Genomic DNA, 22,490 nt, shown 5'->3' on the forward strand with positions numbered 1-22,490 from the left:
TCATTTCAGTTGCACAGCGGTGCATAATGAAGACAGTTCAAAAATTTGGGGTTGATTATGCTTGACAGAGAAGGCTTCAGGCCCAATGTCGGCATCATTCTGCTCAACCAGAAGAACCAGGTGTTCTGGGGGAAGCGTATCCGCACCCACTCCTGGCAGTTTCCGCAGGGTGGCATTGACCGGGGCGAAACCCCCGAGCAGGCCATGTACCGGGAGCTCCACGAGGAGGTGGGTCTGATGCCGGAGCACGTGGCGATTGTGGCCCGCACGCGGGACTGGTTGCGCTACGAAGTGCCAGACCGTTACATACGGCGCGATGCCCGTGGGCATTACAAGGGACAGAAGCAGATCTGGTATCTGCTCAGGCTGATTGGCCACGACTGGAACTTGAATCTGCGCGCCACCAACCACCCGGAATTCGATGCCTGGCGTTGGAACGACTACTGGGTGCCGCTGGACGTGGTGGTGGAGTTCAAGCGTGGCGTCTATGAGATGGCGCTGACCGAGCTTTCACGCTACCTGCCCCGCACCGATCCGCGCAACCGCTACCTTCGCGGCAACCTCCGCCATCGCGACGGCGCCGACAGCGGGCCTGTCTCCAGCCACATGGGGTTGGAGTTGCCTCCCGGCGCCAGCTTTGATCCTGACCCTCAGACCATGGTCACCCAGTCAGCACCCATCCAACAAAGGTCAGACGGATGAAACAGCTCTGGACAGTGCCCTTGGCGCTGGGAATGGCCGTCTGCGCATTGCCCTCACATGCGCAGTCGGTCTGGCAGGAAAACGAGGTGCCGCTGCCCGGGCCGTTGCAACGCAGTGCACTCATCCCCTTTGACATGAGCACGCGCACCGAACTGCAATTCAGTGTGGATGCCAGCAGCATCAGCGTCGGCAGCGATCGCGTCTTGCGCTACGTGCTGGTGGCGCGCAGCAACAGCGGCGCGGAAAACATTCTGTACGAGGGCTTGCGGTGCGAAACCGGCGAGGCACGCAACTACGCGCGCTGGAACCCGTCTGAGCAACGCTGGGTGCCGTACAGCGGCACCACCCCTTGGCGTCCGCTGTCGGGCGTGGCCGCATCCTTGCCAGCGGCACGCTTGGCGTACCTCGCCTTCTGCGAAGGTCGCACGCCGACCGAGCCCATGGAACGCCTGCTGGCCGACCTGCGACGAGGTGGCAAAAACGTCGGTCTGCGCTGAGTCGCCCCTGCGCCTCAGCCCTTGGTGAGCACCAGGTTGGTCCGGTGGATCATCTCAGGCTCGGCCGCGTAGCCGAGCAGGCGCTCAAACTCGGCGGAGGCGCGCCGGCAAATCAGCCGTGCCTCCGAGCTGGCGTAATTGGCCAGCCCACGCGCAATCTCCTGACCACGGGCGTCGCGCACCGCGATCACGTCACCACGCGAAAACTCACCCTCAACGCCCGTCATGCCAATGGGCAGCAGGCTCTTGCCCTCTTCCACAATTTTGGCCACCGCGCCATCGTCCACCAGCACCGCGCCGCGCAACTGCAGGTGATCGGCCATCCAGCGCTTGCGGGCCTGGCTTTTGGCAGTTTGAGCCAACAGGCAGGTGCCAATCGGCTCACCGGCGGCCAGGCGCAACAGGGCATCGGGCTCGCGGCCCCACGCGATGACGGTGGAGGCGCCCGAACCGGCCGCCCGTTTGGCGGCCAGGATCTTGGTGATCATGCCACCCTTGCCAATGCCGCTGCCGGCGCCGCCGGCCATGGCCTCCAACGCCGGGTCACCTGCACGGGCGGTGAACACGAACTGCGCCTGCGGGTTGCTGCGCGGATCGGCGGTGTACAAGCCCTTCTGGTCAGTGAGGATCACCAGCGCGTCGGCCTCCACCAGGTTGGCCACCAGGGCGCCCAGGGTGTCGTTGTCACCAAACTTGATCTCGTCGTTGACGACGGTGTCGTTCTCGTTGATCACCGGCACCACGCCCAGCTGCAGCAAGGTCAGCAGCGTGGAACGGGCGTTGAGGTAGCGCTCACGGTCGGCCAGGTCGGCGTGGGTCAGCAGCACCTGCGCACTGCCAATGCCGCTCTCGCGCAACTTGGTCTCGTACATCTGCACCAGCCCCATCTGCCCCACGGCAGCAGCAGCCTGCAACTCGTTGATCTCTTTCGGGCGTGTGCTCCAACCCAGGCGCTTCATGCCCTCGGCCACCGCGCCACTGCTGACCATGATGAGCTCGCGCCCTTCCTTGACCAGCGCGCTGAGCTGCACACACCACTCCCCAATGGCGGCCTCGTCCAGCCCCCGCCCTTCGTTGGTCACCAGACTGGAGCCGACCTTGACCACGATGCGCCGCGCATGGCGCAACACAGACTCGTCCAGACGGGGCAACAGACTGCTCGATGCGGCCGCTGCCGCGCTCTCGTTTTCGACGGACATGCTCAGGAGTGCTGCGGGAAACGGGGATCGACCTCCACCGAAGGCAACGCGGCCTGGCGCGTGGCGACGATGTGGTCAAAAATTTTGTGCACGAGCTGTTCGCAGCCTTCGCGGGTGAGCGCGGAAATCTCGAACACCGGGCCTTTGTGGCGCATGCGCTTGACGAAGTCCTTGACCCGCGCAGCGCGCTCGTCAGCAGGCACCATGTCCAGCTTGTTGAGGACGAGCCAACGCGGTTTCTCGTACAACGCCTTGTCGTACTTCTTCAACTCGGCCACGATGGCCTTGGCCTGCGCCACCGGGTCGATCGAATCGTCGAACGGGGCCATGTCGATCACATGCAGCAACAGGTGCGTGCGCTGCAGGTGGCGCAAGAACTGGTGGCCCAGGCCGGCACCCTCGCTGGCCCCTGGAATCAACCCGGGCAGATCGGCGACAACAAAACTTTTCTCCGGCCCCACACGCACCACCCCCAGGTTGGGGTGCAGCGTGGTGAAAGGGTAATCGGCGATTTTGGGCCGGGCGTTGGAGATGGCGGTGATCAACGTGGACTTGCCCGCGTTGGGCATGCCCAGCAAGCCCACATCGGCCAGCACCTTGAGCTCCATCTTCAGGCTGCGTCGCTCGCCCGGCCAGCCGGGCGTCTTGTGGCGCGGCGCGCGGTTGATGGCGCTCTTGAAGCGCATGTTGCCAAAACCACCATCACCGCCCTTGGCGATCAGGATCTGCTCACCCGGTTGCAGCAACTCAAACAGCACTTCGCCGGTTTCGGCGTCGCTGATGATGGTGCCCACAGGCATTTTCAGGACGATGTCGTCGCCCTTGACGCCAAACATGTCCGAACCCTTGCCGTGTTCGCCTCGCTGGGCTTCAAACTTGCGGGTGTAGCGGAAATCGACCAGGGTGTTGAGGTTGACGTCGGCCAGCGCGTACACGTGACCACCGCGGCCGCCGTCGCCACCGTCGGGGCCGCCAAACTCTTTGTATTTCTCGTGCCTGAAGGACGAACAACCATTGCCACCGTCACCAGCGGCAATATCGATATAGGCTTCGTCAACGAACTTCATGGCCGTATTCTAGAAAGAGAAAACACAAAAGGCCCGCAAGGCGGGCCTTTTTCGGTGACACGCCAGGGCGCGTCAGACGGGGGTGATGTTCACCACGTGGCGGTTCAGCGCGCCCTTGATGGCGAACTCAACGTGGCCATCGGCCGTGGCAAACAGGGTGTGGTCCTTGCCCACGCCGACGTTGTTGCCGGGGTGGAACTTGGTGCCGCGCTGACGAACGATGATGGAGCCTGCGCTCACCAGTTCGCCACCGAAGGCCTTGACACCCAGCATCTTTGGCTTGGAATCACGGCCGTTTCGCGTAGAGCCGCCGCCTTTTTTCTGTGCCATGTCGCTTTACTCCTGAACTTGGCTCAAGCAGCGATCGAAGCGATCTGCAGCTCGGTGAAATTTTGACGGTGACCCTGACGCTTTTGGTAGTGCTTGCGACGGCGCATCTTGAAGATACGAACCTTGTCGCCACGACCGTGCGAGAGCACCGTGACCGTAACAGTTGCGCCGGAAACCAAGGGCGTGCCCACCTTGATCTCGCTGCCGATGCCGACAGCCAGAACCTGGTCGATCACGATCTCTTGGCCCACTTCCGCAGCAATCTGTTCTACTTTAATTTTTTCGCCAGCAGCAACGCGATATTGCTTGCCACCGGTTTTTATGACCGCGTACATATGAACCTCTGAGGACGAACCTCTGCAAAAACCTGTGAAGGTATCGGCGAACGGATTTTCACCGAACTACGGATTATAGCCCACGATATTGCCCGGCGCAAACCAGTCACGACCAACGGATCGCCAGCGAACGGGGCTGTGGCCGTGCTTTTTATAATCCGTGAAACATTTGCAGGCGCCCCACCTTGTCCTCCACGCCCCCCGCTTCCCAAGCAGCCCACGTGCTGACCCTGATTGCCGACGACATGCGCGCCGTGGACGAGGTGATCGCCCATCGTCTTAACTCCGACGTGCCCCTGGTGGGCGAAGTGGCACGCTACATCATTTCGGCCGGCGGCAAGCGCCTGCGGCCGGCTTTGTTGCTGCTCGTGTCGGGCGCCTTGGGGCTGACGAGCCCACACCGCCACACCCTGGCCGCCGTGGTCGAATTCATCCACACCGCAACCCTGCTGCACGACGATGTGGTGGACGAGTCCACGCTGCGCCGGGGCCGGCAGACCGCCAACGAGGTGTTCGGCAACGCCACCAGCGTGTTGGTGGGCGACTTCCTCTATTCCCGCGCTTTCCAGATGATGGTGGACGTCGGTCAGATGCGCGTGATGGAGGTGCTGGCCGACGCCACCAACGTCATCGCCGAAGGCGAGGTGCTGCAGTTGATGAACATGCACGATGCCGACTTGGACGAAGCCGCCTACCTGCGCGTCATCCGGTCCAAAACAGCCAAGCTGTTCGAGGCCAGTGCCCGTCTGGCCCCGATACTGGCCGGCGCCGACAGCGCCACCGAACAACGCTGCGCCGACTACGGCCAGGCCCTGGGCACGGCTTTCCAAGTGATTGACGATGTGCTGGACTACGAAGGTCAGGCCGACGAGCTGGGAAAAAACCTGGGCGATGATCTGCGCGAGGGCAAGATGACCTTGCCGGTGATCTGGGCGTTGAAGCTGGGCAACCGCGAAGAGCAGGCCATGATCCGGCACGCCATCGAACAAGGCGACGTGACCCACCTGGACACCATCGCCAACGTCATTCGCCGCACCGGCGCACTGGACCGCGCCCGGGAGGCGGCAGAATTGGAAGCCCAACGCGCCATCGCCGTCGTCAGCGGACTGCCCCAAAATACCTACCAACAAGGTTTGCTACAATTAGCGGCTGACCTGTTGACGCGCCGCACCTAGCGCTCCGGCAGCAGATCGGGGTGTAGCTTAGCCTGGTAGAGCGCTACGTTCGGGACGTAGAGGCCGGAGGTTCGAATCCTCTCACCCCGACCAGATTTTTCACGCAAATCGTGAACAACAAAGCCCCTCATGCAGGGGCTTTGTTGTTTTGTTTTCAGTGTTATGGGTTGATGGGCGTCAAAGCCTGGCCTCTGGTCAAAAAACCGATCAGGTTGTCGGCCGCCAGACGCGCCATGGCCAGGCGCGTCTTCACCGTGGCACTGGCGATATGGGGTGTGAGCACGACGTTGGGCACGGTGAGCAGATCGGGGTGGACGCGGGGCTCGCTCTCGAACACATCGAGCCCGGCGGCGGCGATGCGCCGCTCGCGCAATGCCAGGGCCAGGGCCGCGTCGTCCACGATGCCGCCGCGTGCGATGTTGATGAGCGTGGCAGTGGGCTTCATCTGCGCGATCTCGGCCGCGCCGATGGCGTGGTGCGATTCGGCGCTGTAGGGCAACACCAGCACCAAGTGGTCGGCCTGGGCCAGCAGCTCGGCCTTGCTGACGTAGCTGGCCCGGCATTCGGCCTCCAACTCGGGCGAGAGGCGCGAGCGGTTGTGGTAGATCACCTTCATGCCAAAGCCGTGGGCGCCGCGCTTGGCCACGCCCTGCCCGATGCGGCCCATGCCCAGGATGCCCAGGGTGCTGCCATGCACCTCGGCGCCGGCAAACAGGTCGTAGCGCCATTGCTTCCACTGGCCGGCACGGAGGTAGTGTTCGCTCTCGCACACGCGCCGGGCGGTGGCCATGAGCAGGGCAAAACCGAAGTCGGCCGTGGTTTCGGTCAGCACGTCGGGCGTGTTGGTGGCCAGCACGCCGTGGGCCGTCATGGCGGGCACGTCGAAGTTGTTGAAGCCCACCGCCATGTTGGCCACGATCTTCAAACCAGGGCAGGCGGCCAGCAAGGCTGCGTCGATGCGCTCGCTGCCGGTGGTCAGTGCCCCCACTTTGCCCTGCAGCCGCGCCACCAATTCGGCCGGCGGCAGCGCGTCCACGCCATCGTGGTGATCGACCTCAAAATGCGCACGCAGCAGCGCCAGGATTTCGGGGAAAACGGGGCGGGCAACCAGGATGGAAGGGCGGGACATGGCAAGTCCTTTTGAAGCTCAACGGAACCAGATGAAGGTGATGAGGACGAACAGCGGTATCAGCACCGCACCCGACCACAACATGTAGCCGAAGAAGCTGGGCATCTTCACGCCCCGGTCCTCGGCGATGGCCTTGACCATGAGGTTGGGCGCGTTGCCGATGTAGGTGTTGGCGCCCATGAACACGGCACCGGCCGAAATCGCAGCCAGCGTGGGGGCCAGCGTGGTCATCAGCACCTTGGGATCTCCCCCTGCGGTGTTGAAAAACACCAGGTAGGTGGGCGCGTTGTCGAGGAAAGAACTCAAAGCCCCGGTGGCCCAAAAGTAGGCCGCCGGATCGGGCGAGCCGTCGGGCCGTGTGACCGCGGCGATGATGGCGCCGAAGGGACCGTTGACGCCAGCTTTGAGCATGGCAATGACCGGAATGATGGTGAGGAAAATGCCGGCGAACAGCTTGGCCACCTCGGCCATGGGGGCCCAGGCAAACTGGTTGTCCACGTGCACCTGAGTGGGCGTGAGTTTGAGCGAGAGCAGCGTGATGCCGATCAGGCCCACGTCGCGCACCAGGCCCGGCAGGCCCACGTCGGTGCCGTGGATGTGAATGAGCACGTCCGACTTCCAGAAGCCGCTGAGCAGCACCAGAGCGACCACGCCGCCCAGCAGCCAGAAGTTCACGCCCCCGTCAAAGCCGATGTTGCGGGTGTCTGGGGTGGGGTCGACCGACTGGCACTCCTCGCGGCGGCGGAAGTACCAAGTGTCCAGCGCAAAGAAGATGGCCAGCAGCGCGCCCACCAGGAACAGCGTTTCGGGGAAGATGTGCGACAACGTCCAGAAGAAGTCCACACCTTTGAGGAAGCCCAGAAACAAGGGTGGGTCGCCCAGCGGCGTGAGCGAGCCACCGGCGTTGGAGACGATGAAGATGAAGAAGATGACAACGTGGGCCTTGTGGCGGCGGTTGTCGTTGGCGCGGATCAGCGGGCGGATGAGCAGCATGGACGCACCGGTGGTGCCCATGAAACTGGCCAACACCGCGCCGATGGCGAGGATGGCGGTGTTCAGCCCCGGGCTGCCATGCAGGTTGCCCCGGATGTAGATGCCACCCGACACGGTGAACAGCGCGGTCAACAGGATGACGAAGGGGATGTACTCGGCCAGCAGCGCGTGCACCAGGCTTTGCGATGCCAAGCCGATACCGAAGAAGGCGGCAAACGGCAACAGAAACGCCAATGCCCAGCCGGCCGCGACCTTGCCGAAATGGTGGTGCCAGAACAGCGGTGCCACCAAGGGCATGAGCGCGATGGACAACAGGATGCCGGCAAACGGCACACCCCACAGCGGCGACAAACCCGCGCCATCAAAATCGGCGGCCCGGGCCAGGCCAGGCAACAACAAGGCGGCCAGCATCAGCTGCCCACGAATCTGACGCATGTCTTCTCCTCGGATGGAATGACCGGCCTCTGGGGCCGGTTTGTTCTTTTAGATGCTGCGGGGGGCAGTTGGGCTCAAACGGCCAGCAGTTCCACTTCGAACAGCAGGGTGGCGTTGGGCGGGATCACGCCACCGGCGCCACGAGCGCCGTAGCCCAGCGAAGCCGGGATGACCAGGCGGCGCGTGCCGCCCACGGCCATGCCCTGCACGCCCTCGTCCCAGCCTTTGATGACGTGGCCGGCGCCGAGCGGGAAAACGAAGGGGTCGTTGCGGTCCTTGCTGGAGTCGAACTTGGCGCCTTGCACGCCGTCGTTGTAGAGCCAGCCGGTGTAGTGGACGGTGACGCGTTGGCCGGCCTTGGCAACGTCGCCGGAACCGACAGTGGTGTCTTCAAACTGCAGACCGGAGGGGGTGGTGTTCATAAAAATTCCTTGAAGGGGTTTATTCGAGCCAGGTGGTGAAGTTCGCCACCGGTTCACGGGGGGTGTGGAAGGTGTTGACCTTGTCGGCGGGATCGGCGTAACCCAGCGACAGGCCACACACCAGCATTTCATTGTCGCCCGCGCCCACGTGGGGCAGGACGATGTCGGTGTAATCGACCCAGGCGGCCTGTGGGCAGGTGTCCAGCCCATGGCCACGCGCAGCGACCATGAGGTTTTGCAGGAACATGCCGCAGTCCACCAACGAGCCACGGCCCAGCACCTTGTCGATGGTGACCATGATGCCCACGGGCGCATCGAAGAAGCGGAAGTTGCGCTGGTGCTGGGCGTGCATCTTGTCCTTGTCGCCTTTGGTGATGCCCAGCAGGCCATACAAGCCCCAGCCGTTTTCGCGGCGGCGGTCGATGTAGGGGCTGACCCAGTTTGTGGGGTAGTAGTCGTAGGCGGGCTTGCGCGCGGCGGCCAGCGCCGGGTCGGCGCGGCCAGCGTCGTGGGCGGCACACACCTTGTCCACCAGCTTGTTGCGGCTGGCGCCTTGCAACACGTACACCTTCCAGGGCTGGGTGTTGGTGCCCGAAGGCGCGCGGCTGGCCACCTCGAGCAAGTGGGCGATGGCTTCGCGTGGCACCGGCTTGGGCAGGAAGGCACGCACCGACATGCGGCTGGTGATGGCCGCGTCCACGCTGGCCGGATCGATGGCGGCGTGGGCGCCGGCAGAAGGGGGGTTCAAGGACACAGGGCAGTCTCCAGGGTGAGTTTGAGTTTCTCGGGCAAAGGCACGGGGCGGCGTGTCGCGCGGTCCACGTACACATGGATGAAGTGGCCGGCGGCCGCGCACAGCTCGCCATCGGCGGCGAACAGGCCCACCTCGTAACGCACGCTGGAGCGACCGATGTGCGCCACGCGCAGGCCAGCGTGCACAGCCTGCGGAAAGGCGAGCGGCGCAAAGTAGTTGCACTGCGTCTCGATCACCAGGCCAATCACCTCGCCACTGTGGATGTCCAGCGCGCCCTGCTCGATCAGCCAGGCATTGACCGCCGTGTCAAACCAGCTGTAGTAGACGACGTTGTTGACGTGGCCATAGACGTCGTTGTCCATCCAGCGGGTGCCGATGGTGCGGAACACCGGGTAGGCGCTGCGGGGCTGTGGTTGGGGTTTGACGGCGGCGGCAGAACTCATGGCCGCCGATTGTGCCAGCGGTGGGCATAGGCCACCGCCACCGCCCAGGTGTTGTGCTGCACCTGCACGGTGGTAGCGATGTCGCGCCCGTAACCCCCGGCCATGCTCATCGCCAGCGGGATGCGCCGCTGCCAGGCCCAGTCGAACACACGGCGGTCGCGCGCTTCGAGGCCGTCGAAGCTGAGCTTCATGCGGCCCAGGCGGTCACCCTCGTGCGGGTCGGCGCCAGCCAGGTAGAACACCAGGTCAGCGTCGAAGCGGCGGTCCAGTTCGTCCAGCGCGTGGTCGAGCGCGTAGAGGTAGGTGTTGTCGTCGCAGCCGTCGGGCAGGGGCACGTCCAGATCGCTGTCTTCCTTGCGGAAGGGGAAATTCTTTTCGCCGTGCAGCGACAGGGTGAAGACGGTCGGGTCGTTCCTGAAAATGCTCGCCGTGCCATTGCCCTGGTGCACGTCCAGATCGATGACCGCTACGCGCAGGCCTCGGCGCTCCGCCTGCATGGCCCGCGCGGCCACGGCCACGTCGTTGAACACACAAAAACCGCTGCCTTTGTCGGCGTAGGCGTGGTGGGTGCCACCGGCGAGGTTGGCGGCGACGCCCTCGCCCGCCAACGCGGCCCGCGCCGCCAGCACGGTGGCCCCTGCGGAGCGCCGGGCACGCTCGGCCATGGCCGGGCTCCAGGGGAAACCGATTTCACGTTGAGCGGCGGGTGACAACAAACCCTGAGCCACCGCCTGCACATAGGTGGGCGTGTGCACCCGCAACAGTTCGGTGTCGGACGCCGGCAGCGCCTGCTGCAGTGCGACCTCAGGCCAGTGGCTGGCAATCAGGTCGCGCAGCAAACGGTACTTGGCCATGGGAAAACGGTGGCCCTCTGGCAGGGGCAGCACAAACTGGTCGGCGTAGAAGGCTTTCACGGCTGCGATTGTGTCGTGGGCATGAAAACCTGTGCCGACGCTTGCCGATTAGAGTCTGTGCTTCAAATTGTTGCATCGCAGCAAAAAAGACTTGCATTGGCCGAGCGCATCTCTATAATTCCAACTATGTTGCAGCGCAGCATGAGAGAAATCCCTCTCCCGCTGTGCTGAAAAAAACCTTCAACACACCCAGGAGCCCTCACCATGCTGACCGCAGAACAAATCATCGCCGCTCAAAAAGCCAACGTCGAAACCCTGTTCGGCCTGACCCAGAAGGCCTTCGAAGGCGTCGAGAAGCTGGTTGAGCTGAACGTGCAAGCCACCAAGGCCGCACTGGCCGAAACCGCCAACAACGCCCAAGCCGTGATGAGCGTCAAGGACGCACAAGAACTGTTGGCCCTGCAAGCCAGCCTGTTCCAGCCCCTGGCCGAAAAGACCGTGGCCTACAGCCGCCACCTGTACGACATCGCTTCGGGCACCGGCGCCGAATTCGGCAAAGCCGCTGAAGCCCAGGCCACCGAAGCCCAGGCCAAATTCATGAGCCTGGTGGACAACGCCGCCAAGAACGCCCCCGCCGGTTCCGAAACCGCCGTGGCCGTGATGAAGAGCGCCGTGTCGGCCGCCAACAACGCCATTGAGTCGGTGCAAAAGGCTGTCAAGCAAGCCACCGAAATGGCCGAAGCCAACTTCAACACCGTGACCGCTTCCGCCGTGAGCGCCGCCAAGACCACCACCGCCAAGAAGCGCTGATCGTCACGGCAGACCGAATTTTCCGGTTGTCTCCTCGGGTCTCTTCGAAATCGGATTTCAGGGACCCCTTCAAGCCCCGCCCACTAGCGGGGCTTTTTTTCGTCTGTCAGTGCCTCATCACACTGCGGATCGGCCTGAGCAGCTGGCGCGCGGCCATTGCCTGTGCACCAAGCTCACTGCTTTTTGGTAGCACGAGCGTAAGCGTCCATCCCACCAGCGGCCTTCCACTGATTGAAGCCGCCGTAAAGCATGCGGACGTTCTCAAAACCGTCCAGGCGCAGCGCCATGGCCACCTGGGCTGCAAAAGAACTGGTGTTGCAGTAGACCAAAATGGTCTTGCCCTTGGGCAACTGGGCGCGCTCAACAAACACCTTGCGCCACTCGATGTTCACCGCCCCTGGAATGTGCTCCTTGGCAAACTGGCCGACGTCACGCACGTCCAGCACATGGAACTTCTTGTAGTCCTCGGCCGGAATCTGCTCAGCCAGGATGGTCCCGCCATTGGCGTCCACAAAGTCGAAATAGGACTCGACAGCGTCGATGACTGGCTTCTCGGCCTGGGCCAGTGCCAGCTGGGGCACCAAGCCCAAACCAGCCAACGCCAGCGCTGCTGTGATTCGTCTCATCTTCATGTTGTCTCCATTTAGGGGTTAAAAAATCAATGTGCTGGGTGGAGTCGCGGGTGGGTTTCTTCACCCCAGGCGTACAAGGCCAGGCCTGAGAGGAACATGGACACGGCCACGAACCAGAAGGCCGATTCGACCGAGCCGCCGAACACGGAAGCCAAGCCCAGGCCCAGTGCGCCCACGCCGTAACCCAGGTCGCGCCAGAAGCGGTAGATGCCGATGGCCGAGGCGCGCCACGTGGGGTGGGCGATGTCGGCGACGGCCGCACTCAGGTTGGGGTACAGCATGGCCATGCCCAGGCCCGTCACCCCTGCCGACAAAGACCACCAGGCAGGCCCAGCACCCAGCGGAAACATCGCCACGCCGGCCCCACAAATCCACATGCCCCAGGTGTTGAGCAGATGACGACCCACATGGTCGGATAGCTTGCCCGTCAAGAACTGTGCTGCGCCCCAAGTGAAACCGTAGACACCCACAATCCAGCCGATATCGGGCAGCGAAACACCACGCTGGTGCAGGTAGACCGGCCAAAAGACCCACACCAAGGCATCGACGAATTTCTCGACCATGCCCGCCTGGCACAGCGCAGCCATGCGCCGGTCTCGCCAGGTCATCAAGGCGAACATCTCGCCGGTGGAAGGTTGTTCGCTGACGCCTGAGGGGTAACGGGGTTGCGCTGCCTGGGCGGTTGCCCCGGGTTGGCGTTTGACCTCAAGTTGCGCCCAGGGCAAGGTCTCTATCACCGCAAAGGCCGACAACAAGGTGGCCAACCCAATCACCGCCCCACCAAACCACAAGAGCCCATCACGAGGACCCCAATGAGCGGCAAGGTAGCCGGTGAGGACACCGGCGATGGCCAAACCGACGTAGCCAGAAAACTCGTTGAGTCCAATCACCAGGCCGCGCTGGTCGGCGCGGGTGAGGTCCAGCTTGGATGTTTGTGTCATGGACCACGTCAGGCCCTGGTTCACGCCCAGCAGCACCGTGGCGAACACCACCCAGGACCAACTTGGCGCCCAATACACCAGCCAGGGAATGGGCATAGCCACCAACCAACCCAACAGCAGCACACGCTGACGGCCCACACGCTCGGCCAGGCGACCCGCCACAAAATTCATGCTGCCTTTGACGAAACCAAAGGCCACCACAAACGCGGCCAACAACATGAAAGAGCCACGGGGCACCCCAAACTCGGCCTCGGCCAGCGCGGGCACGACGTTGCGCATCATCCCGATGGTCATGCCCACCAACAGCACCTGCAGCAGCTGCTGGAGAAACTGCCCGAGGTTGGCCCGGATGCCAAAGTTCATCACGTCAGCCCAGGGTCACTGGAGTTGGACCGCGAAGATTGACTTCGACGATGCGTGCCATATCGTCCGGCGGCGGGGGAATGTCGGCGGTAACCGCGTCGATGAATTCGTCTCTTGGCATCGACAGCACGGGATTGAACCGTTTCTCGAACGCCAGCGTGGATGCGGGCTTTCCCGAAAGGCCCACGCCACAGGCACTGCCTGCCTGGTGTCCCGGGTAGATTTCCATTTCGGGTGGCAACGTGAGGAGTCGCTGATGCAGGGAGTCAAACAACTGCGCGGCCATTGCGCGCTCCTGCCCGGCCAGGTCGGGGCGCCCTACGGCGCCCACAAACAAGGTGTCGCCCGTCAGGACGAACCACGGTTCATCCGCTCGGCGCAGGTCGCACACCAGCAGGCACACGCTGTCCGGCGTGTGGCCTGGCGTGTGAATCACGTCCACCAGCACGTTGCCGGCTTCCAGCCGCTGGCCGTCGCGCAAAGGCTGGAAGGCGAAGTGCACACGACCCGCATTGCTCTCGTGCAGCCAGTACGGGGCGCCTACCCGACGCGCCAGCTCGGGGCCACCAGACACGTGGTCAGCATGAACGTGGGTGTCGATGACGTGGGTGATTTGGACGTCGGCCTTACGGGCCTCTTCGATGAACCAAGCCTCATCACCGGCGACCACGTCCACTGCGACGGCCTTTTGCTGACCGGCACATCCAAAGAAGTAGGACAGCGTTGCGTTGTCTGCAGGCCGTTGGCGAAAAAACATGGGAACACGCTCCTCAAAAATCCACAACCTTCTCAGTCCACGCCGCCCAGCGCGCCGCGATCAAGACGCCTCGCCTGCCCAGCCAAGAAGGCGGGTGGCGGATGCGCACCTCTCATGCGCCGCGAACAAGCGGCAGGCCGCGCGAGCGCCATTCCGCCACCCCATCCGTCAGGTGGTACGCGCTGTAGCCCCGGCGGCGGAGAAGCTCAACGGCGTCTTTCGCAAACATACAGAAGGGGCCCCGGCAATAAGCCACCACAGGCACGCTCTTGGGCAACTCCTTCAGGCGTCGTTTGAGCTCGCTCAACGGCATTGAACGCGCATGCGGCAGATGGGCCACGTTGAATTCGTCTTCGGGGCGGACATCGAGCACCGTCACCTCGCCCTTGTTGGCCGCGCGCAGGATGGCGGCATGGTCCAGGGCCTGCAGCCCGTCTTGGTGGGACACCAGCGACGTCAGTGCCACCTGCAGCTCCACCAGCCGCTCCTCGGCTTCGCTGCGCAGTGCCACCCAGAGTTCTGCCACGCTCGGAGCGGCCAGGCGGTAATACACGTATTTGCCGTCCTTGCGCGTATCGACCAGGCGCGCTTCGCGCAACTGCTTCAGGTGGGCGCTGGCCAACTTGATGCTGATGTTGGCCTGCTCGGCCAACACCTCAACGGGTTTTTCGCACTGGCACAACAGTTCAATGAGCTCCAGCCGTTTTGGGCTGGAGACGGCCTTTCCAATGCGAGCCACCTGGGCATACAAATGGTCTTTGATTTCTCTCATGAGAACATTCTAGCGATCATTTGATTATTCGCCATCAAAGATATTGGATTGCCAAAAGCTGAAACCCTCGGGTCCCAGCCAGCAGCGCCTTCAGAACAACTTGCCCACGTTGAGCAGGGTCAGCACCCCCAGCACCGCGAAGATGGCGGCGGCGATGGCGTGCACCAAGGTCATGGACACCTTGGCGGCGATCTTGCCGCCCATGAACACGGCTGGCACGTTGGCCAACATCATGCCCAGCGTGGTGCCGGCCACCACCGCGACGAAGTCGCTGTAGCGCGCGGCCAGGCCCACGGTGGCGATCTGCGTTTTGTCGCCCATTTCGGCCAAAAAGAAAGCGATGACGGTGGTGCCAAACACACCAAAACGCGAGACCGCATTGGCATCGCCTTCGTCCACCTTGTCGGGGATCAGCATCCAGCCGGCCATGGCCAGGAAGGACACGCCAATCACCCAGCGCAAGACGTCGGGCCCGAGCGCACGGGCCACCCAGTCGCCCACCGCGCCGGCCATGGCGTGGTTGGCCAGGGTGGCCACCAGAATGCCCAGGATGATGGGCACGGGCTTGCGGAACTTGGCGGCCAACAGCATGGCCAACAACTGGGTTTTGTCGCCCATTTCACCGAGCGCAACCACGCCCGTGGACACAAGAAAAGCTTCCATGAGAACTCCGGGGCCGGCACCAACGCAAAGACCACACCGCCTACCCGGCCCAACCGGAGGCAGTGAGGTCAAAGGTCTTGCCAGGCAAAAGCTGCGCGCGCCATGGTCGTGAGGACCAAGTCTGTTGACGCGAACCCCTGCGTTGCGCAGGGCGGCTACTCCCCAATGACGGGAAAACCCTGAGTATACCGAGGTGAATCGGGGGCCTGTTCGAGGCGGGCTCTTGCCCGATAATTGACGTTTACGTAAACGTCATATCGACCCCCACTTTCACAAACCCACAGAGGAGTTTTCCATGGACATCGCAGGCAAGGTTTTTATCGTCACGGGCGGCGCATCGGGCTTGGGCGAAGGCACGGCACGCATGCTGGCCGCCAACGGCGGCAAGGTGGTGGTGGCCGACATGCAGGTTGAAAAAGGCGAAGCCGTGGCCAAGGACATCGGCGGCGCGTTCGTCAAGTGCGATGTCAGCAACGAGGCCGACGGCCAGGCCGTGGTGGCCCAGGCCGTGTCCATGGGCAAGCTCATGGGCCTCGTCAACTGCGCCGGCATCGCGCCGGCCGAAAAAACCGTGGGCAAAAACGGCGCGCACTCGCTGGCCGTTTACACCAAGACCATCATGGTCAACCTGGTGGGCAGCTTCAACATGATCCGCCTGGCCGCCGACGCCATGTGCAAAAACGAACCCGAAGCCACGGGCGAGCGCGGTGTGCTCATCAGCACCGCCAGCGTGGCCGCCTACGACGGCCAGATCGGCCAGGCGGCTTATGCCGCGTCCAAAGGCGGCGTGGTGGGCATGACCCTGCCCATCGCCCGCGACCTGGCCCGCAACGGCATCCGCAACATGACGATTGCGCCCGGCATCTTTGGCACGCCCATGCTGTTTGGCATGCCCCAGGAAGTGCAGGACGCGCTGGCCGCTGGTGTGCCCTTCCCCAGCCGCCTGGGCACGCCCGCCGACTACGCCAAGCTGGCCAAACACATCATTGAAAACGACATGCTCAACGGTGAAGTGATCCGCCTGGACGGCGCCATCCGCCTGGCACCGCGCTGACACAAGCGGCCGGGTGATCTGCGGTTTATGATGGTTTTCCTTGGAGGAAAACCATGTCACGCCAGATCCGCTCGCTTCTTTCTGCCTTGTCCGTTGTGTTGCTGGCCGCGTGTGCCAGTGGCCCGGGTGGGTTTCAGTACCAGATGCCTCAACAGCCCGAAGCCGCTTCGGGCTACACCGACAAACCCGGTTGGGCCACCAGCCGGTTTGCGGTGGCGGCGGCCAACCCGCTGGCCACCGACGCGGGCTACCAAATCCTCAAGGCCGGCGGCAGCGCGGTCGACGCGGCCATCGCGGTGCAAATGGTGCTCACGCTGGTGGAACCGCAGTCCAGCGGCATCGGTGGCGGCGCCTTCCTGCTGCACCACGACGGCAAGGCCGTGGTGGCCTACGACGGCCGCGAAACCGCACCGGCCGCAGCCGATGAAAAACTGTTCCTGAACGCCGAGGGCAAGCCCCTGCCCTTCATCGACGCCGTGGTGGGCGGCCGCTCGGTGGGCGTGCCCGGCACGGTGCGCATGCTGGAGCTGGCGCACCAGAAACACGGCAAGCTGCCCTGGGCCACGCTGTTCCAGCCGGCCATCACGCTGGCCGCTGAGGGCTTCAAAGTCAGCCCCCGCCTGCACACCCTGCTGGGCCTTGAGCAACACCTCAAAAAAGACCCCACGGCAGCCGCCTACTTCTACCGCCCAGATGGCACGCCCCACCCGGTGGGCCATCTGCTCAAGAACCCCGAACTCGCGGCAGTCTTGCAAAAAATCGCCCAGCAAGGCGCCAAAGCCTTGCACGAAGGCGAAGTGGCACAGGCCATCGTGGACAAGGTCACGCGCCACACGGGCAACCCCGGTCGCATGAGCCTGGCCGATCTGGCCGGCTACGTGCCCAAACAGCGCGAGGCGCTGTGCCACGACCTCGCCGGTGCGGGCCGCGATTTCCGCGTCTGTGGCTTCCCGCCGCCCAGCTCGGGCGCGATTGCCGTCGGGCAAATCCTGGGCATCATGGCCCGCACGCCGGCGGCGAGCCTGCCCTTGCAGGACGGCCTGCCCACGGCCGACTGGCTGCACACCTACGCCGAAGCTTCGCGCCTGGCCTTCGCCGACCGTGCCCAGTACGTGGCCGACCCCGACTTCGTTGCGCCCCCGGCCGGCAGCTGGCTGAGCCTGCTGGACCCGGCCTACCTGGCCCAACGTGCGCAGTTGATTGGCGCTCAGGCCAACAAAGCCCCGAAGGCCGGTGCGCCGGGTGGCGTCAAGATGGCCTACGCGCCCATGCCCGATCAACCCGAATACGGCACCAGTCACATCAGCATCGTCGATGCCCACGGCAACGCCCTGGCCATGACCACCACCATCGAAGACGCCTTCGGTGCGCGCCAGATGGTCAAGGGTTTTCTGCTCAACAACGAACTCACCGACTTCAGCTTCACGCCCACCAGCGCCGACGGCCAGCCCATTGCCAACCGCGTGCAGCCCGGCAAGCGGCCGCGCTCGTCCATGGCGCCTTCGCTGGCGTTTGACAAGGCCAATGGCCAGTTGGTGATGAGCGCCGGCAGCCCCGGCGGCGCGCTCATCATCCACTACACCGCCAAGACCCTGCATGGCGTGCTGAACTGGGGGCTGCTGCCCCAGCAGGCCATCGATCTGCCCAACTTCGGCGCCACCGGTGCGCCCACGGTGCTGGAGGAAAAGCGTTTCCCTGCAGCCACGGTGAACGCGCTCAAGGCCCGTGGCCACGAGGTGCGTGAGGTGAACATGACCAGCGGCCTGCAAGGCATTGCGCGCGGTCAGGCCCACGGCCAGCCCGTGTGGTGGGGCGGCGCCGACCCCCGCCGCGAAGGTGTGGTGATGGGCGACTGACGCACTCCACAAACCACGCCATGGAACAACGCACCCCCACGGAACTTGCGCGCGAGACGGTTCGCCAACTGACCACGCGCAAGCTACCGCCCACGCCCGACAACTACCAGCGCATCTGGCATGAAATTGCCGGCACGCGCCCCGCCCGGCCGTTTCCCACCGAGCAGATGATGGGTCTCGTACAAGCACTGCCCACCGCCACACCGGCACAGCGTCGTGTGCAGATGCAGGTTGAAAAAGCGGTCAGCCAGTGCAACTGGAGCGGTGTGGAAAAGGCGCTGGTGGACTACGCCGCCCTGCCCCAACCGCTGGCACAACCCGGCACACTGGCCACACGGCCCCCACCGGTTGCACACGCAGCCCCAGGCGACAGCCTGGCACCCGATCTGCTGGAGCAAATGGCCCGGCTGGTGGACAACACCCTGCCGGCGCTGGGCAAAGACGACCAGCGCATCAACGAGCTGGCCGACAAGCTCACGCAGTACCTGCGCCAGCCCGACTGCGACCCGACGGTGCTCAAGCCCATGCTGAGCAACTTCAGCTACCGGCTGTCCTTCTCGGCCGAGGAGCAAGGGGCCATTCGCAACACCCTGCTCAGCCTGCTGCACCTGGTGTTTGAAAACATCGCCGAGCTGAGCCTGGACGACCGCTGGCTGCATGGTCAGGTGGAGGCACTCAAGGGCGCCACACAACCGCCGCTCGCGCTCAAACGGCTGGAAGACGTGCAAAGCCGCCTGCGCGACGTGATCCACAAACAGGCCGAGGTCAAAGCCCAGACGCTGGCCGCGCAGCAGGACATGAAGGACATGCTGGCCGCCTTCATCGAACGCCTGGCGCGCATGACCGAACACAGCAGCGGCTTCACCAACAAGCTGGACAAGTGCGCCAAACAGCTGGAAAGCGCGGGCAACCTCAGCGAAATTGCGCCTGTGCTGCAAGAGGCCATTGCCGCCTCGCGCGCCATGGCCACCGACGCCCAGCGCGCCAGCGAGGAGTTGCGCGAACTGCGCACCAAGGCGGAACAGGCCGAATCGGAGGTGATGCGCTTGCAGCAGCAGTTGGAACACGCCAGCACCCAGATGCGGCACGACCCGCTGACCGGCGCCCTCAACCGCAAGGGGCTGGACGAGGACCTCAAGCGCGAGCTGGCGCGTTCGCGTCGCCTCGACACCCCCATGTGTGTGGCCCTGCTCGACATCGACGACTTCAAGAAGATCAACGACGCCCACGGCCACGACACCGGCGACGCGGCCCTGGTGCACCTGGCCCATGTGGCGCGCCAGGTGCTGCGCCCACAAGACACGGTGGCCCGCTACGGCGGCGAGGAGTTTGTGATCGTCATGCCCGACACCGCGCTGGAGCACGGCGTGGAAGCCATGACGCGCCTGCAACGCGAGCTGACCAAACGCTTTTTTCTCGAAGGCAACGAACGCCTGCTGATCACCTTCAGCGCCGGTGTGGCCCAGATGGCGCCCGACGAACAAGGTGCCGACGCCATCAAACGCGCCGACCAGGGCATGTACCTGGCCAAACGCAGCGGCAAAAACCGCGTTGTGGCAGTCTGACACCGAACGCCCCTCCTTGGCATGGCGAAAGGGCGCGACAGGTTCGCCTCAGGTCACCGGCGCCGGGTTGAACAACACCAGGTCGTTGTGCAGGCCCCACTTCTCGGCCCAGGTTTTTTCGCCGCTGGCCACGGCCAGCATGTGGTGGAACAGCTCCCAGCCGAGGTCGTCAATGGTGGCCTCGCCGCTGGCAATGCGGCCGGCGTTGATGTCCATCAGGTCGTGCCAGCGGCGCGCCAGGTCGTTGCGGGTGGCCACCTTGATGACGGGGCATTCGGCCAGACCGTAGGGCGTGCCCCGGCCGGTGGTGAACACGTGCAGGGTCATGCCGGCAGCCAGTTGCAGCGTGCCGCAGATGAAGTCGCTGGCCGGGGTGGCGGCGAAGATCAGGCCTTTTTGTGTCACCTTCTCGCCGGGGGCGATGACGCCGTGGATGGGACCGTTGCCGCTCTTCACGATGGAACCCATGGCCTTTTCAACGATGTTGGACAGGCCGCCCTTCTTGTTGCCCGGTGTGGTGTTGGCGCTGCGGTCGGCCTGGCCACGGGCCAGGTAGGCGTCGTACCAGCCCAGCTCGCGCACGATGGCCGCGGCCACCTCAGGCGTGGCCGCACGGCGTGTGAGCTGGTCCACCGCGTCGCGCACCTCGGTGTTCTCGCTGAACATCACGGTGGCGCCGGCGCGCACCAGCAGGTCGGTGGCAAAACCCACCGCCGGGTTGGCGGTGACGCCGGAGAAAGCGTCACTGCCACCACACTGCACGCCCACCACCAAGTCACTCACCGGGCAGGTTTCGCGCTGACGGGCGTTCAAGCGTTCCAGATGGGTCTTGGCCTGCGTGAGGATGCTGTCGATCATCGACATGAAGCCCACGTGTTGTTCGTCCTGCAGGCAAACCACGTCCGGGCCCTGGCGCTCATCGCTGATGGGGATGCTGCCCGGCGGCAACAGCCGCTCGGGTTGCAGCTTCTCGCAGCCCAGGCTGAGCACCATCACCTCGCCCCCAAAGTTGGGGTTGCTCGCAAGGTTGCGCACGGTGCGGATGGGGATGATGGCGTCGGGCGCATCGATGGCCACGCCACAGCCGTAGCTGTGTGTGAGGCCCACCACGCCGTCCACGTTGGGGTACTTCGGCAGCAATTCCTTCTTGATGCGTTCGACAGCAAATTCGAGCACGCCCGCCACACACTGCACCGTGGTGGTGACGGCCAGCAGGTTGCGGGTGCCCACGCTGCCGTCGGTATTGCGGTAGCCCTGGAAGGTGTGGCCGGCCAGCGGCGGTAACTCGGTCGGTGGTTGTGGCGCGGGCAGGTTGTCCAGGCTGCGCGCGCCGGGCATCACCAGGCGTTGCTCGTTGACCCAGCCACCTGCGGGAACGTCCACCGCCGTGTGGCCAATGACCACGTTGTAGCGGCGCACTTCGGTGCCGGCAGGCAGCTCGGTGAGCGCCACCTTGTGGCCCTGGGGCACGGCGTGCACCAGCGTGGGCCCGCCGGGCAAGGCCGTGCCCACGGGCAGGCCGCCGTCGTTGACCACCACGGCCACGTTGTCGTTGGGGTGGATGCGGATGGTGCGGGGGATCGTGGGGGTGGTCATGGGAAACACTGGGTTCACTGGAGGGCGTGGTCTGACTCAGGGCGCGCGTGCTGGCAGGCGCTCTCCTGCCAGGCCGGCGCGCAGGTTGGCCAAGGTGAGGTCGGCCATGGCCTGTCGCGTTTCATGTGTGCCGCTGGCCATGTGAGGGGTCAGCACCACCTGGTCCAGGGCCAGCAAGGCCTCGGGCACGTGGGGTTCGTCGTCGAACACGTCGAGCGCGGCGCCGCCGAGCGTCCCGTTTTGCAGGCAGGCGATCAGCGCGGCCTCGTCCACCACGCTGCCCCGCGCCACGTTGACCAGCAGCCCCTTGGGGCCCAGGGCAGCCAAGACATCGGCGTTGATCAGCTGGCGCGTGTCGGCGCTGGCGGCCACGGTGAGCACCAGAAAGTCGGCCCACTCGGCCAGCGCCAGCAGCGACGGCTCGTGGCGCCAGGCCACACCGTCCACCGGGCGGCGGTTGTTATAAGCGATGTCCATGTCGAACCCCGCCGCGCGGCGGGCCACGGCCTGGCCGATGCGGCCCAGGCCCACGATGCCCAGCCGCTTGCCACTGACGCGCGTGGTGACCGGGAAGCGCCCACGCAACCAGGCGGCGCGGCGCACAAAACGGTCGGCCGCCGCGATCTGGCGCGCACCGTCCAGCAGCAGGCCCATGGCGAGATCGGCCACGCAGTCGTTGAGCACGTCGGGTGTGTAGCCCACGGGCAGGCCACGGGCGCGGCAGGCGTCCAGTGGCAGCTTGTCCAGGCCAACGCCGAACGACGACACCACGCGCAAGCCGGGCAACTGGTCCAGCCAGGCCACCGGCAAGCCCACGGGCGCCGAGGTCACCACCGCTTGCACACGCGCGGCAGCGGCCGGGTCGCGCAGCGGCGTCGGCGCGCCGATATCCTGGGCGCGCAAGACCTCGTGTTGTTCGCGCAGCGCGGCTTCCAGCGCCGGCATCAGCGGACCCACTTGCAACAGCGTCGTTCGGCTCATGGGTTCAGCGCACCAGGCATGGCCGTTTGTTGTCAAAGGTCCAGCCCGGGATCAGGTACTGCATGGCCATGGCGTCGTCGCGCGCGCCCAGGCCATGTTGTTGGTAGAGCTGGTGGGCCTTCGCGACCTCGGCCATGTCGATCTCTATGCCCAGGCCGGGCCTCT

General features: G+C 64.6%; 24 protein-coding genes, 1 tRNA gene, 1 pseudogene and 1 riboswitch. Of the genes and pseudogenes, 8 read left to right on the forward strand and 18 right to left on the reverse strand.

Annotation, left to right across the window (positions count from 1 at the left end; all coding sequences use genetic code 11):
* Positions 1-57 precede the first annotated feature (57 nt).
* On the forward strand, positions 58-702 hold the full coding sequence (locus ACFQPB_RS08785; RefSeq protein WP_382221972.1) for an RNA pyrophosphohydrolase: 645 nt from the start codon (positions 58-60) through the stop codon (positions 700-702).
* A complete protein-coding gene (locus tag ACFQPB_RS08790) occupies positions 699-1,199 on the forward strand; it encodes a CNP1-like family protein (RefSeq protein WP_382221975.1) in 501 nt (166 codons plus the stop codon). Before ACFQPB_RS08785 ends, ACFQPB_RS08790 begins: the two co-directional genes overlap by 4 nt.
* A 14-nt stretch (positions 1,200-1,213) precedes the next feature.
* On the opposite strand, the gene proB is transcribed toward ACFQPB_RS08790, so the two are convergent.
* From proB to rplU, 4 genes are all read right to left on the reverse strand, one after another.
* The gene (gene proB / locus ACFQPB_RS08795) at positions 1,214-2,326 is read right to left on the reverse strand and encodes a glutamate 5-kinase (protein ID WP_382198551.1); all 1,113 of its coding nucleotides are present in this window, start codon (positions 2,324-2,326) and stop codon (positions 1,214-1,216) included.
* Between the two features lie 74 nt (positions 2,327-2,400).
* Positions 2,401-3,465 carry an Obg family GTPase CgtA gene (cgtA, locus tag ACFQPB_RS08800; RefSeq protein ID WP_382221977.1) on the reverse strand — a complete coding sequence of 355 codons (1,065 nt, stop codon included), beginning with the start codon at positions 3,463-3,465 and terminating at the stop codon, positions 2,401-2,403.
* 72 nt (positions 3,466-3,537) lie between these two features.
* Positions 3,538-3,795 (reverse strand): 50S ribosomal protein L27, encoded by a 258-nt coding sequence (rpmA, locus tag ACFQPB_RS08805; RefSeq protein ID WP_382198539.1) that lies wholly within the window; start codon positions 3,793-3,795, stop codon positions 3,538-3,540.
* 23 nt (positions 3,796-3,818) lie between these two features.
* Positions 3,819-4,130 carry a 50S ribosomal protein L21 gene (gene rplU / locus ACFQPB_RS08810; protein WP_382198540.1) on the reverse strand — a complete coding sequence of 104 codons (312 nt, stop codon included), beginning with the start codon at positions 4,128-4,130 and terminating at the stop codon, positions 3,819-3,821.
* A gap of 245 nt (positions 4,131-4,375) precedes the next feature.
* Here rplU and ACFQPB_RS08815 point away from each other — a divergent pair, with 245 nt between their 5' ends.
* Both ACFQPB_RS08815 and ACFQPB_RS08820 read left to right on the forward strand, forming a co-directional pair.
* Positions 4,376-5,305 carry a polyprenyl synthetase family protein gene (locus ACFQPB_RS08815; RefSeq protein WP_382222023.1) on the forward strand — a complete coding sequence of 310 codons (930 nt, stop codon included), beginning with the start codon at positions 4,376-4,378 and terminating at the stop codon, positions 5,303-5,305.
* 16 nt (positions 5,306-5,321) lie between these two features.
* A tRNA-Pro gene (locus tag ACFQPB_RS08820) sits at positions 5,322-5,398 on the forward strand.
* 67 nt (positions 5,399-5,465) lie between these two features.
* On the opposite strand, the gene ACFQPB_RS08825 is transcribed toward ACFQPB_RS08820, so the two are convergent.
* The 6 genes from ACFQPB_RS08825 to ACFQPB_RS08850 all read right to left on the reverse strand — a co-directional run bounded on the left by ACFQPB_RS08825 (position 5,466) and on the right by ACFQPB_RS08850 (position 10,395).
* Positions 5,466-6,434 carry a 2-hydroxyacid dehydrogenase gene (locus ACFQPB_RS08825; RefSeq protein WP_382221980.1) on the reverse strand — a complete coding sequence of 323 codons (969 nt, stop codon included), beginning with the start codon at positions 6,432-6,434 and terminating at the stop codon, positions 5,466-5,468.
* An 18-nt stretch (positions 6,435-6,452) separates the two neighbouring features.
* A complete protein-coding gene (locus ACFQPB_RS08830; protein ID WP_382221982.1) occupies positions 6,453-7,862 on the reverse strand; it encodes a sodium:proton antiporter in 1,410 nt (469 codons plus the stop codon).
* Between the two features lie 74 nt (positions 7,863-7,936).
* Positions 7,937-8,284: an FKBP-type peptidyl-prolyl cis-trans isomerase gene (locus ACFQPB_RS08835; RefSeq protein ID WP_382221984.1), complete on the reverse strand. Its 348-nt coding sequence runs from the start codon at positions 8,282-8,284 to the stop codon at positions 7,937-7,939.
* Between the two features lie 19 nt (positions 8,285-8,303).
* A complete protein-coding gene (locus ACFQPB_RS08840) occupies positions 8,304-8,960 on the reverse strand; it encodes a nitroreductase (RefSeq protein ID WP_382222026.1) in 657 nt (218 codons plus the stop codon).
* 68 nt (positions 8,961-9,028) lie between these two features.
* Positions 9,029-9,481 carry an acyl-CoA thioesterase gene (locus tag ACFQPB_RS08845; protein ID WP_382221986.1) on the reverse strand — a complete coding sequence of 151 codons (453 nt, stop codon included), beginning with the start codon at positions 9,479-9,481 and terminating at the stop codon, positions 9,029-9,031.
* On the reverse strand, positions 9,478-10,395 hold the full coding sequence (locus tag ACFQPB_RS08850; protein ID WP_382221988.1) for a histone deacetylase family protein: 918 nt from the start codon (positions 10,393-10,395) through the stop codon (positions 9,478-9,480). Before ACFQPB_RS08850 ends, ACFQPB_RS08845 begins: the two co-directional genes overlap by 4 nt.
* 204 nt (positions 10,396-10,599) lie before the next feature.
* On the opposite strand from ACFQPB_RS08850, the gene ACFQPB_RS08855 reads away from it, so the two are divergent.
* Complete coding sequence (locus ACFQPB_RS08855) at positions 10,600-11,145, forward strand: phasin family protein (RefSeq protein WP_382200036.1); 546 nt, start codon at positions 10,600-10,602, stop codon at positions 11,143-11,145.
* 173 nt (positions 11,146-11,318) lie between these two features.
* On the opposite strand, the gene ACFQPB_RS08860 is transcribed toward ACFQPB_RS08855, so the two are convergent.
* The 5 genes from ACFQPB_RS08860 to ACFQPB_RS08880 form a co-directional block, all read right to left on the reverse strand.
* Positions 11,319-11,777: a rhodanese-like domain-containing protein gene (locus ACFQPB_RS08860; RefSeq protein ID WP_382221991.1), complete on the reverse strand. Its 459-nt coding sequence runs from the start codon at positions 11,775-11,777 to the stop codon at positions 11,319-11,321.
* A gap of 26 nt (positions 11,778-11,803) precedes the next feature.
* Positions 11,804-13,081 (reverse strand): MFS transporter, encoded by a 1,278-nt coding sequence (locus ACFQPB_RS08865; protein WP_382221993.1) that lies wholly within the window; start codon positions 13,079-13,081, stop codon positions 11,804-11,806.
* A 4-nt stretch (positions 13,082-13,085) separates the two neighbouring features.
* Positions 13,086-13,838, reverse strand: coding sequence for an MBL fold metallo-hydrolase (locus ACFQPB_RS08870; RefSeq protein WP_382221995.1), 753 nt, complete (start codon positions 13,836-13,838; stop codon positions 13,086-13,088).
* Positions 13,839-13,950: 112 nt separating this feature from the next.
* The gene (locus ACFQPB_RS08875; protein WP_382221997.1) at positions 13,951-14,610 is read right to left on the reverse strand and encodes an ArsR/SmtB family transcription factor; all 660 of its coding nucleotides are present in this window, start codon (positions 14,608-14,610) and stop codon (positions 13,951-13,953) included.
* 90 nt (positions 14,611-14,700) lie between these two features.
* Positions 14,701-15,273, reverse strand: coding sequence for a TMEM165/GDT1 family protein (locus ACFQPB_RS08880; RefSeq protein WP_382222000.1), 573 nt, complete (start codon positions 15,271-15,273; stop codon positions 14,701-14,703).
* A 2-nt stretch (positions 15,274-15,275) separates the two neighbouring features.
* A riboswitch (yybP-ykoY riboswitch) is annotated at positions 15,276-15,449 on the reverse strand.
* A 119-nt stretch (positions 15,450-15,568) separates the two neighbouring features.
* Here ACFQPB_RS08880 and ACFQPB_RS08885 point away from each other — a divergent pair.
* From ACFQPB_RS08885 to ACFQPB_RS08895, 3 genes are read left to right on the forward strand one after another with little or no spacing between them, the layout of a single operon-like run.
* Entirely contained in the window at positions 15,569-16,327 is a 759-nt protein-coding gene (locus tag ACFQPB_RS08885) for a 3-hydroxyacyl-CoA dehydrogenase (protein ID WP_382200048.1), read from the forward strand.
* A gap of 53 nt (positions 16,328-16,380) precedes the next feature.
* Complete coding sequence (locus ACFQPB_RS08890; RefSeq protein ID WP_382222002.1) at positions 16,381-18,183, forward strand: gamma-glutamyltransferase family protein; 1,803 nt, start codon at positions 16,381-16,383, stop codon at positions 18,181-18,183.
* A gap of 20 nt (positions 18,184-18,203) precedes the next feature.
* Positions 18,204-19,748: a GGDEF domain-containing protein gene (locus ACFQPB_RS08895; RefSeq protein WP_382222005.1), complete on the forward strand. Its 1,545-nt coding sequence runs from the start codon at positions 18,204-18,206 to the stop codon at positions 19,746-19,748.
* Between the two features lie 48 nt (positions 19,749-19,796).
* Here ACFQPB_RS08895 and garD read toward each other — a convergent pair whose 3' ends face one another.
* From garD to gudD, 3 genes and pseudogenes are all read right to left on the reverse strand, one after another.
* On the reverse strand, positions 19,797-21,344 hold the full coding sequence (gene garD / locus ACFQPB_RS08900; RefSeq protein ID WP_382222007.1) for a galactarate dehydratase: 1,548 nt from the start codon (positions 21,342-21,344) through the stop codon (positions 19,797-19,799).
* 36 nt (positions 21,345-21,380) lie between these two features.
* Positions 21,381-22,325 carry a 2-hydroxyacid dehydrogenase gene (locus ACFQPB_RS08905; protein WP_382222010.1) on the reverse strand — a complete coding sequence of 315 codons (945 nt, stop codon included), beginning with the start codon at positions 22,323-22,325 and terminating at the stop codon, positions 21,381-21,383.
* Between the two features lie 4 nt (positions 22,326-22,329).
* Positions 22,330-22,490 (reverse strand): annotated as a pseudogene (gene gudD / locus ACFQPB_RS08910) (glucarate dehydratase); the annotation flags it as partial.

The sequence above is a fragment of the Hydrogenophaga atypica genome (genome assembly GCF_042665215.1).
Taxonomy (GTDB): Bacteria; Pseudomonadota; Gammaproteobacteria; order Burkholderiales; family Burkholderiaceae_C; genus Hydrogenophaga; species Hydrogenophaga defluvii_A.

What these genes read in the sequence shown, in the direction of transcription:
- ACFQPB_RS08855 (WP_382200036.1), top strand. Translation starts at nt 10,600, where the DNA reads ATGCTGACCGCAGAACAAATCATCGCCGCTCAAAAAGCCAACGTCGAA.
- ACFQPB_RS08875 (WP_382221997.1), bottom strand. Translation starts at nt 14,610, where the DNA reads ATGAGAGAAATCAAAGACCATTTGTATGCCCAGGTGGCTCGCATTGGA.
- garD (WP_382222007.1), bottom strand. Translation starts at nt 21,344, where the DNA reads ATGACCACCCCCACGATCCCCCGCACCATCCGCATCCACCCCAACGAC.
- ACFQPB_RS08860 (WP_382221991.1), bottom strand. Translation starts at nt 11,777, where the DNA reads ATGAAGATGAGACGAATCACAGCAGCGCTGGCGTTGGCTGGTTTGGGC.
- rplU (WP_382198540.1), bottom strand. Translation starts at nt 4,130, where the DNA reads ATGTACGCGGTCATAAAAACCGGTGGCAAGCAATATCGCGTTGCTGCT.
- cgtA (WP_382221977.1), bottom strand. Translation starts at nt 3,465, where the DNA reads ATGAAGTTCGTTGACGAAGCCTATATCGATATTGCCGCTGGTGACGGT.
- ACFQPB_RS08815 (WP_382222023.1), top strand. Translation starts at nt 4,376, where the DNA reads ATGCGCGCCGTGGACGAGGTGATCGCCCATCGTCTTAACTCCGACGTG.
- ACFQPB_RS08905 (WP_382222010.1), bottom strand. Translation starts at nt 22,325, where the DNA reads ATGAGCCGAACGACGCTGTTGCAAGTGGGTCCGCTGATGCCGGCGCTG.
- ACFQPB_RS08865 (WP_382221993.1), bottom strand. Translation starts at nt 13,081, where the DNA reads ATGAACTTTGGCATCCGGGCCAACCTCGGGCAGTTTCTCCAGCAGCTG.
- ACFQPB_RS08895 (WP_382222005.1), top strand. Translation starts at nt 18,204, where the DNA reads ATGGAACAACGCACCCCCACGGAACTTGCGCGCGAGACGGTTCGCCAA.
- ACFQPB_RS08790 (WP_382221975.1), top strand. Translation starts at nt 699, where the DNA reads ATGAAACAGCTCTGGACAGTGCCCTTGGCGCTGGGAATGGCCGTCTGC.
- ACFQPB_RS08785 (WP_382221972.1), top strand. Translation starts at nt 58, where the DNA reads ATGCTTGACAGAGAAGGCTTCAGGCCCAATGTCGGCATCATTCTGCTC.
- ACFQPB_RS08890 (WP_382222002.1), top strand. Translation starts at nt 16,381, where the DNA reads ATGTCACGCCAGATCCGCTCGCTTCTTTCTGCCTTGTCCGTTGTGTTG.
- ACFQPB_RS08825 (WP_382221980.1), bottom strand. Translation starts at nt 6,434, where the DNA reads ATGTCCCGCCCTTCCATCCTGGTTGCCCGCCCCGTTTTCCCCGAAATC.
- rpmA (WP_382198539.1), bottom strand. Translation starts at nt 3,795, where the DNA reads ATGGCACAGAAAAAAGGCGGCGGCTCTACGCGAAACGGCCGTGATTCC.
- ACFQPB_RS08835 (WP_382221984.1), bottom strand. Translation starts at nt 8,284, where the DNA reads ATGAACACCACCCCCTCCGGTCTGCAGTTTGAAGACACCACTGTCGGT.
- ACFQPB_RS08840 (WP_382222026.1), bottom strand. Translation starts at nt 8,960, where the DNA reads ATGTCGGTGCGTGCCTTCCTGCCCAAGCCGGTGCCACGCGAAGCCATC.
- ACFQPB_RS08880 (WP_382222000.1), bottom strand. Translation starts at nt 15,273, where the DNA reads ATGGAAGCTTTTCTTGTGTCCACGGGCGTGGTTGCGCTCGGTGAAATG.
- ACFQPB_RS08845 (WP_382221986.1), bottom strand. Translation starts at nt 9,481, where the DNA reads ATGAGTTCTGCCGCCGCCGTCAAACCCCAACCACAGCCCCGCAGCGCC.
- ACFQPB_RS08885 (WP_382200048.1), top strand. Translation starts at nt 15,569, where the DNA reads ATGGACATCGCAGGCAAGGTTTTTATCGTCACGGGCGGCGCATCGGGC.
- ACFQPB_RS08870 (WP_382221995.1), bottom strand. Translation starts at nt 13,838, where the DNA reads ATGTTTTTTCGCCAACGGCCTGCAGACAACGCAACGCTGTCCTACTTC.
- ACFQPB_RS08830 (WP_382221982.1), bottom strand. Translation starts at nt 7,862, where the DNA reads ATGCGTCAGATTCGTGGGCAGCTGATGCTGGCCGCCTTGTTGTTGCCT.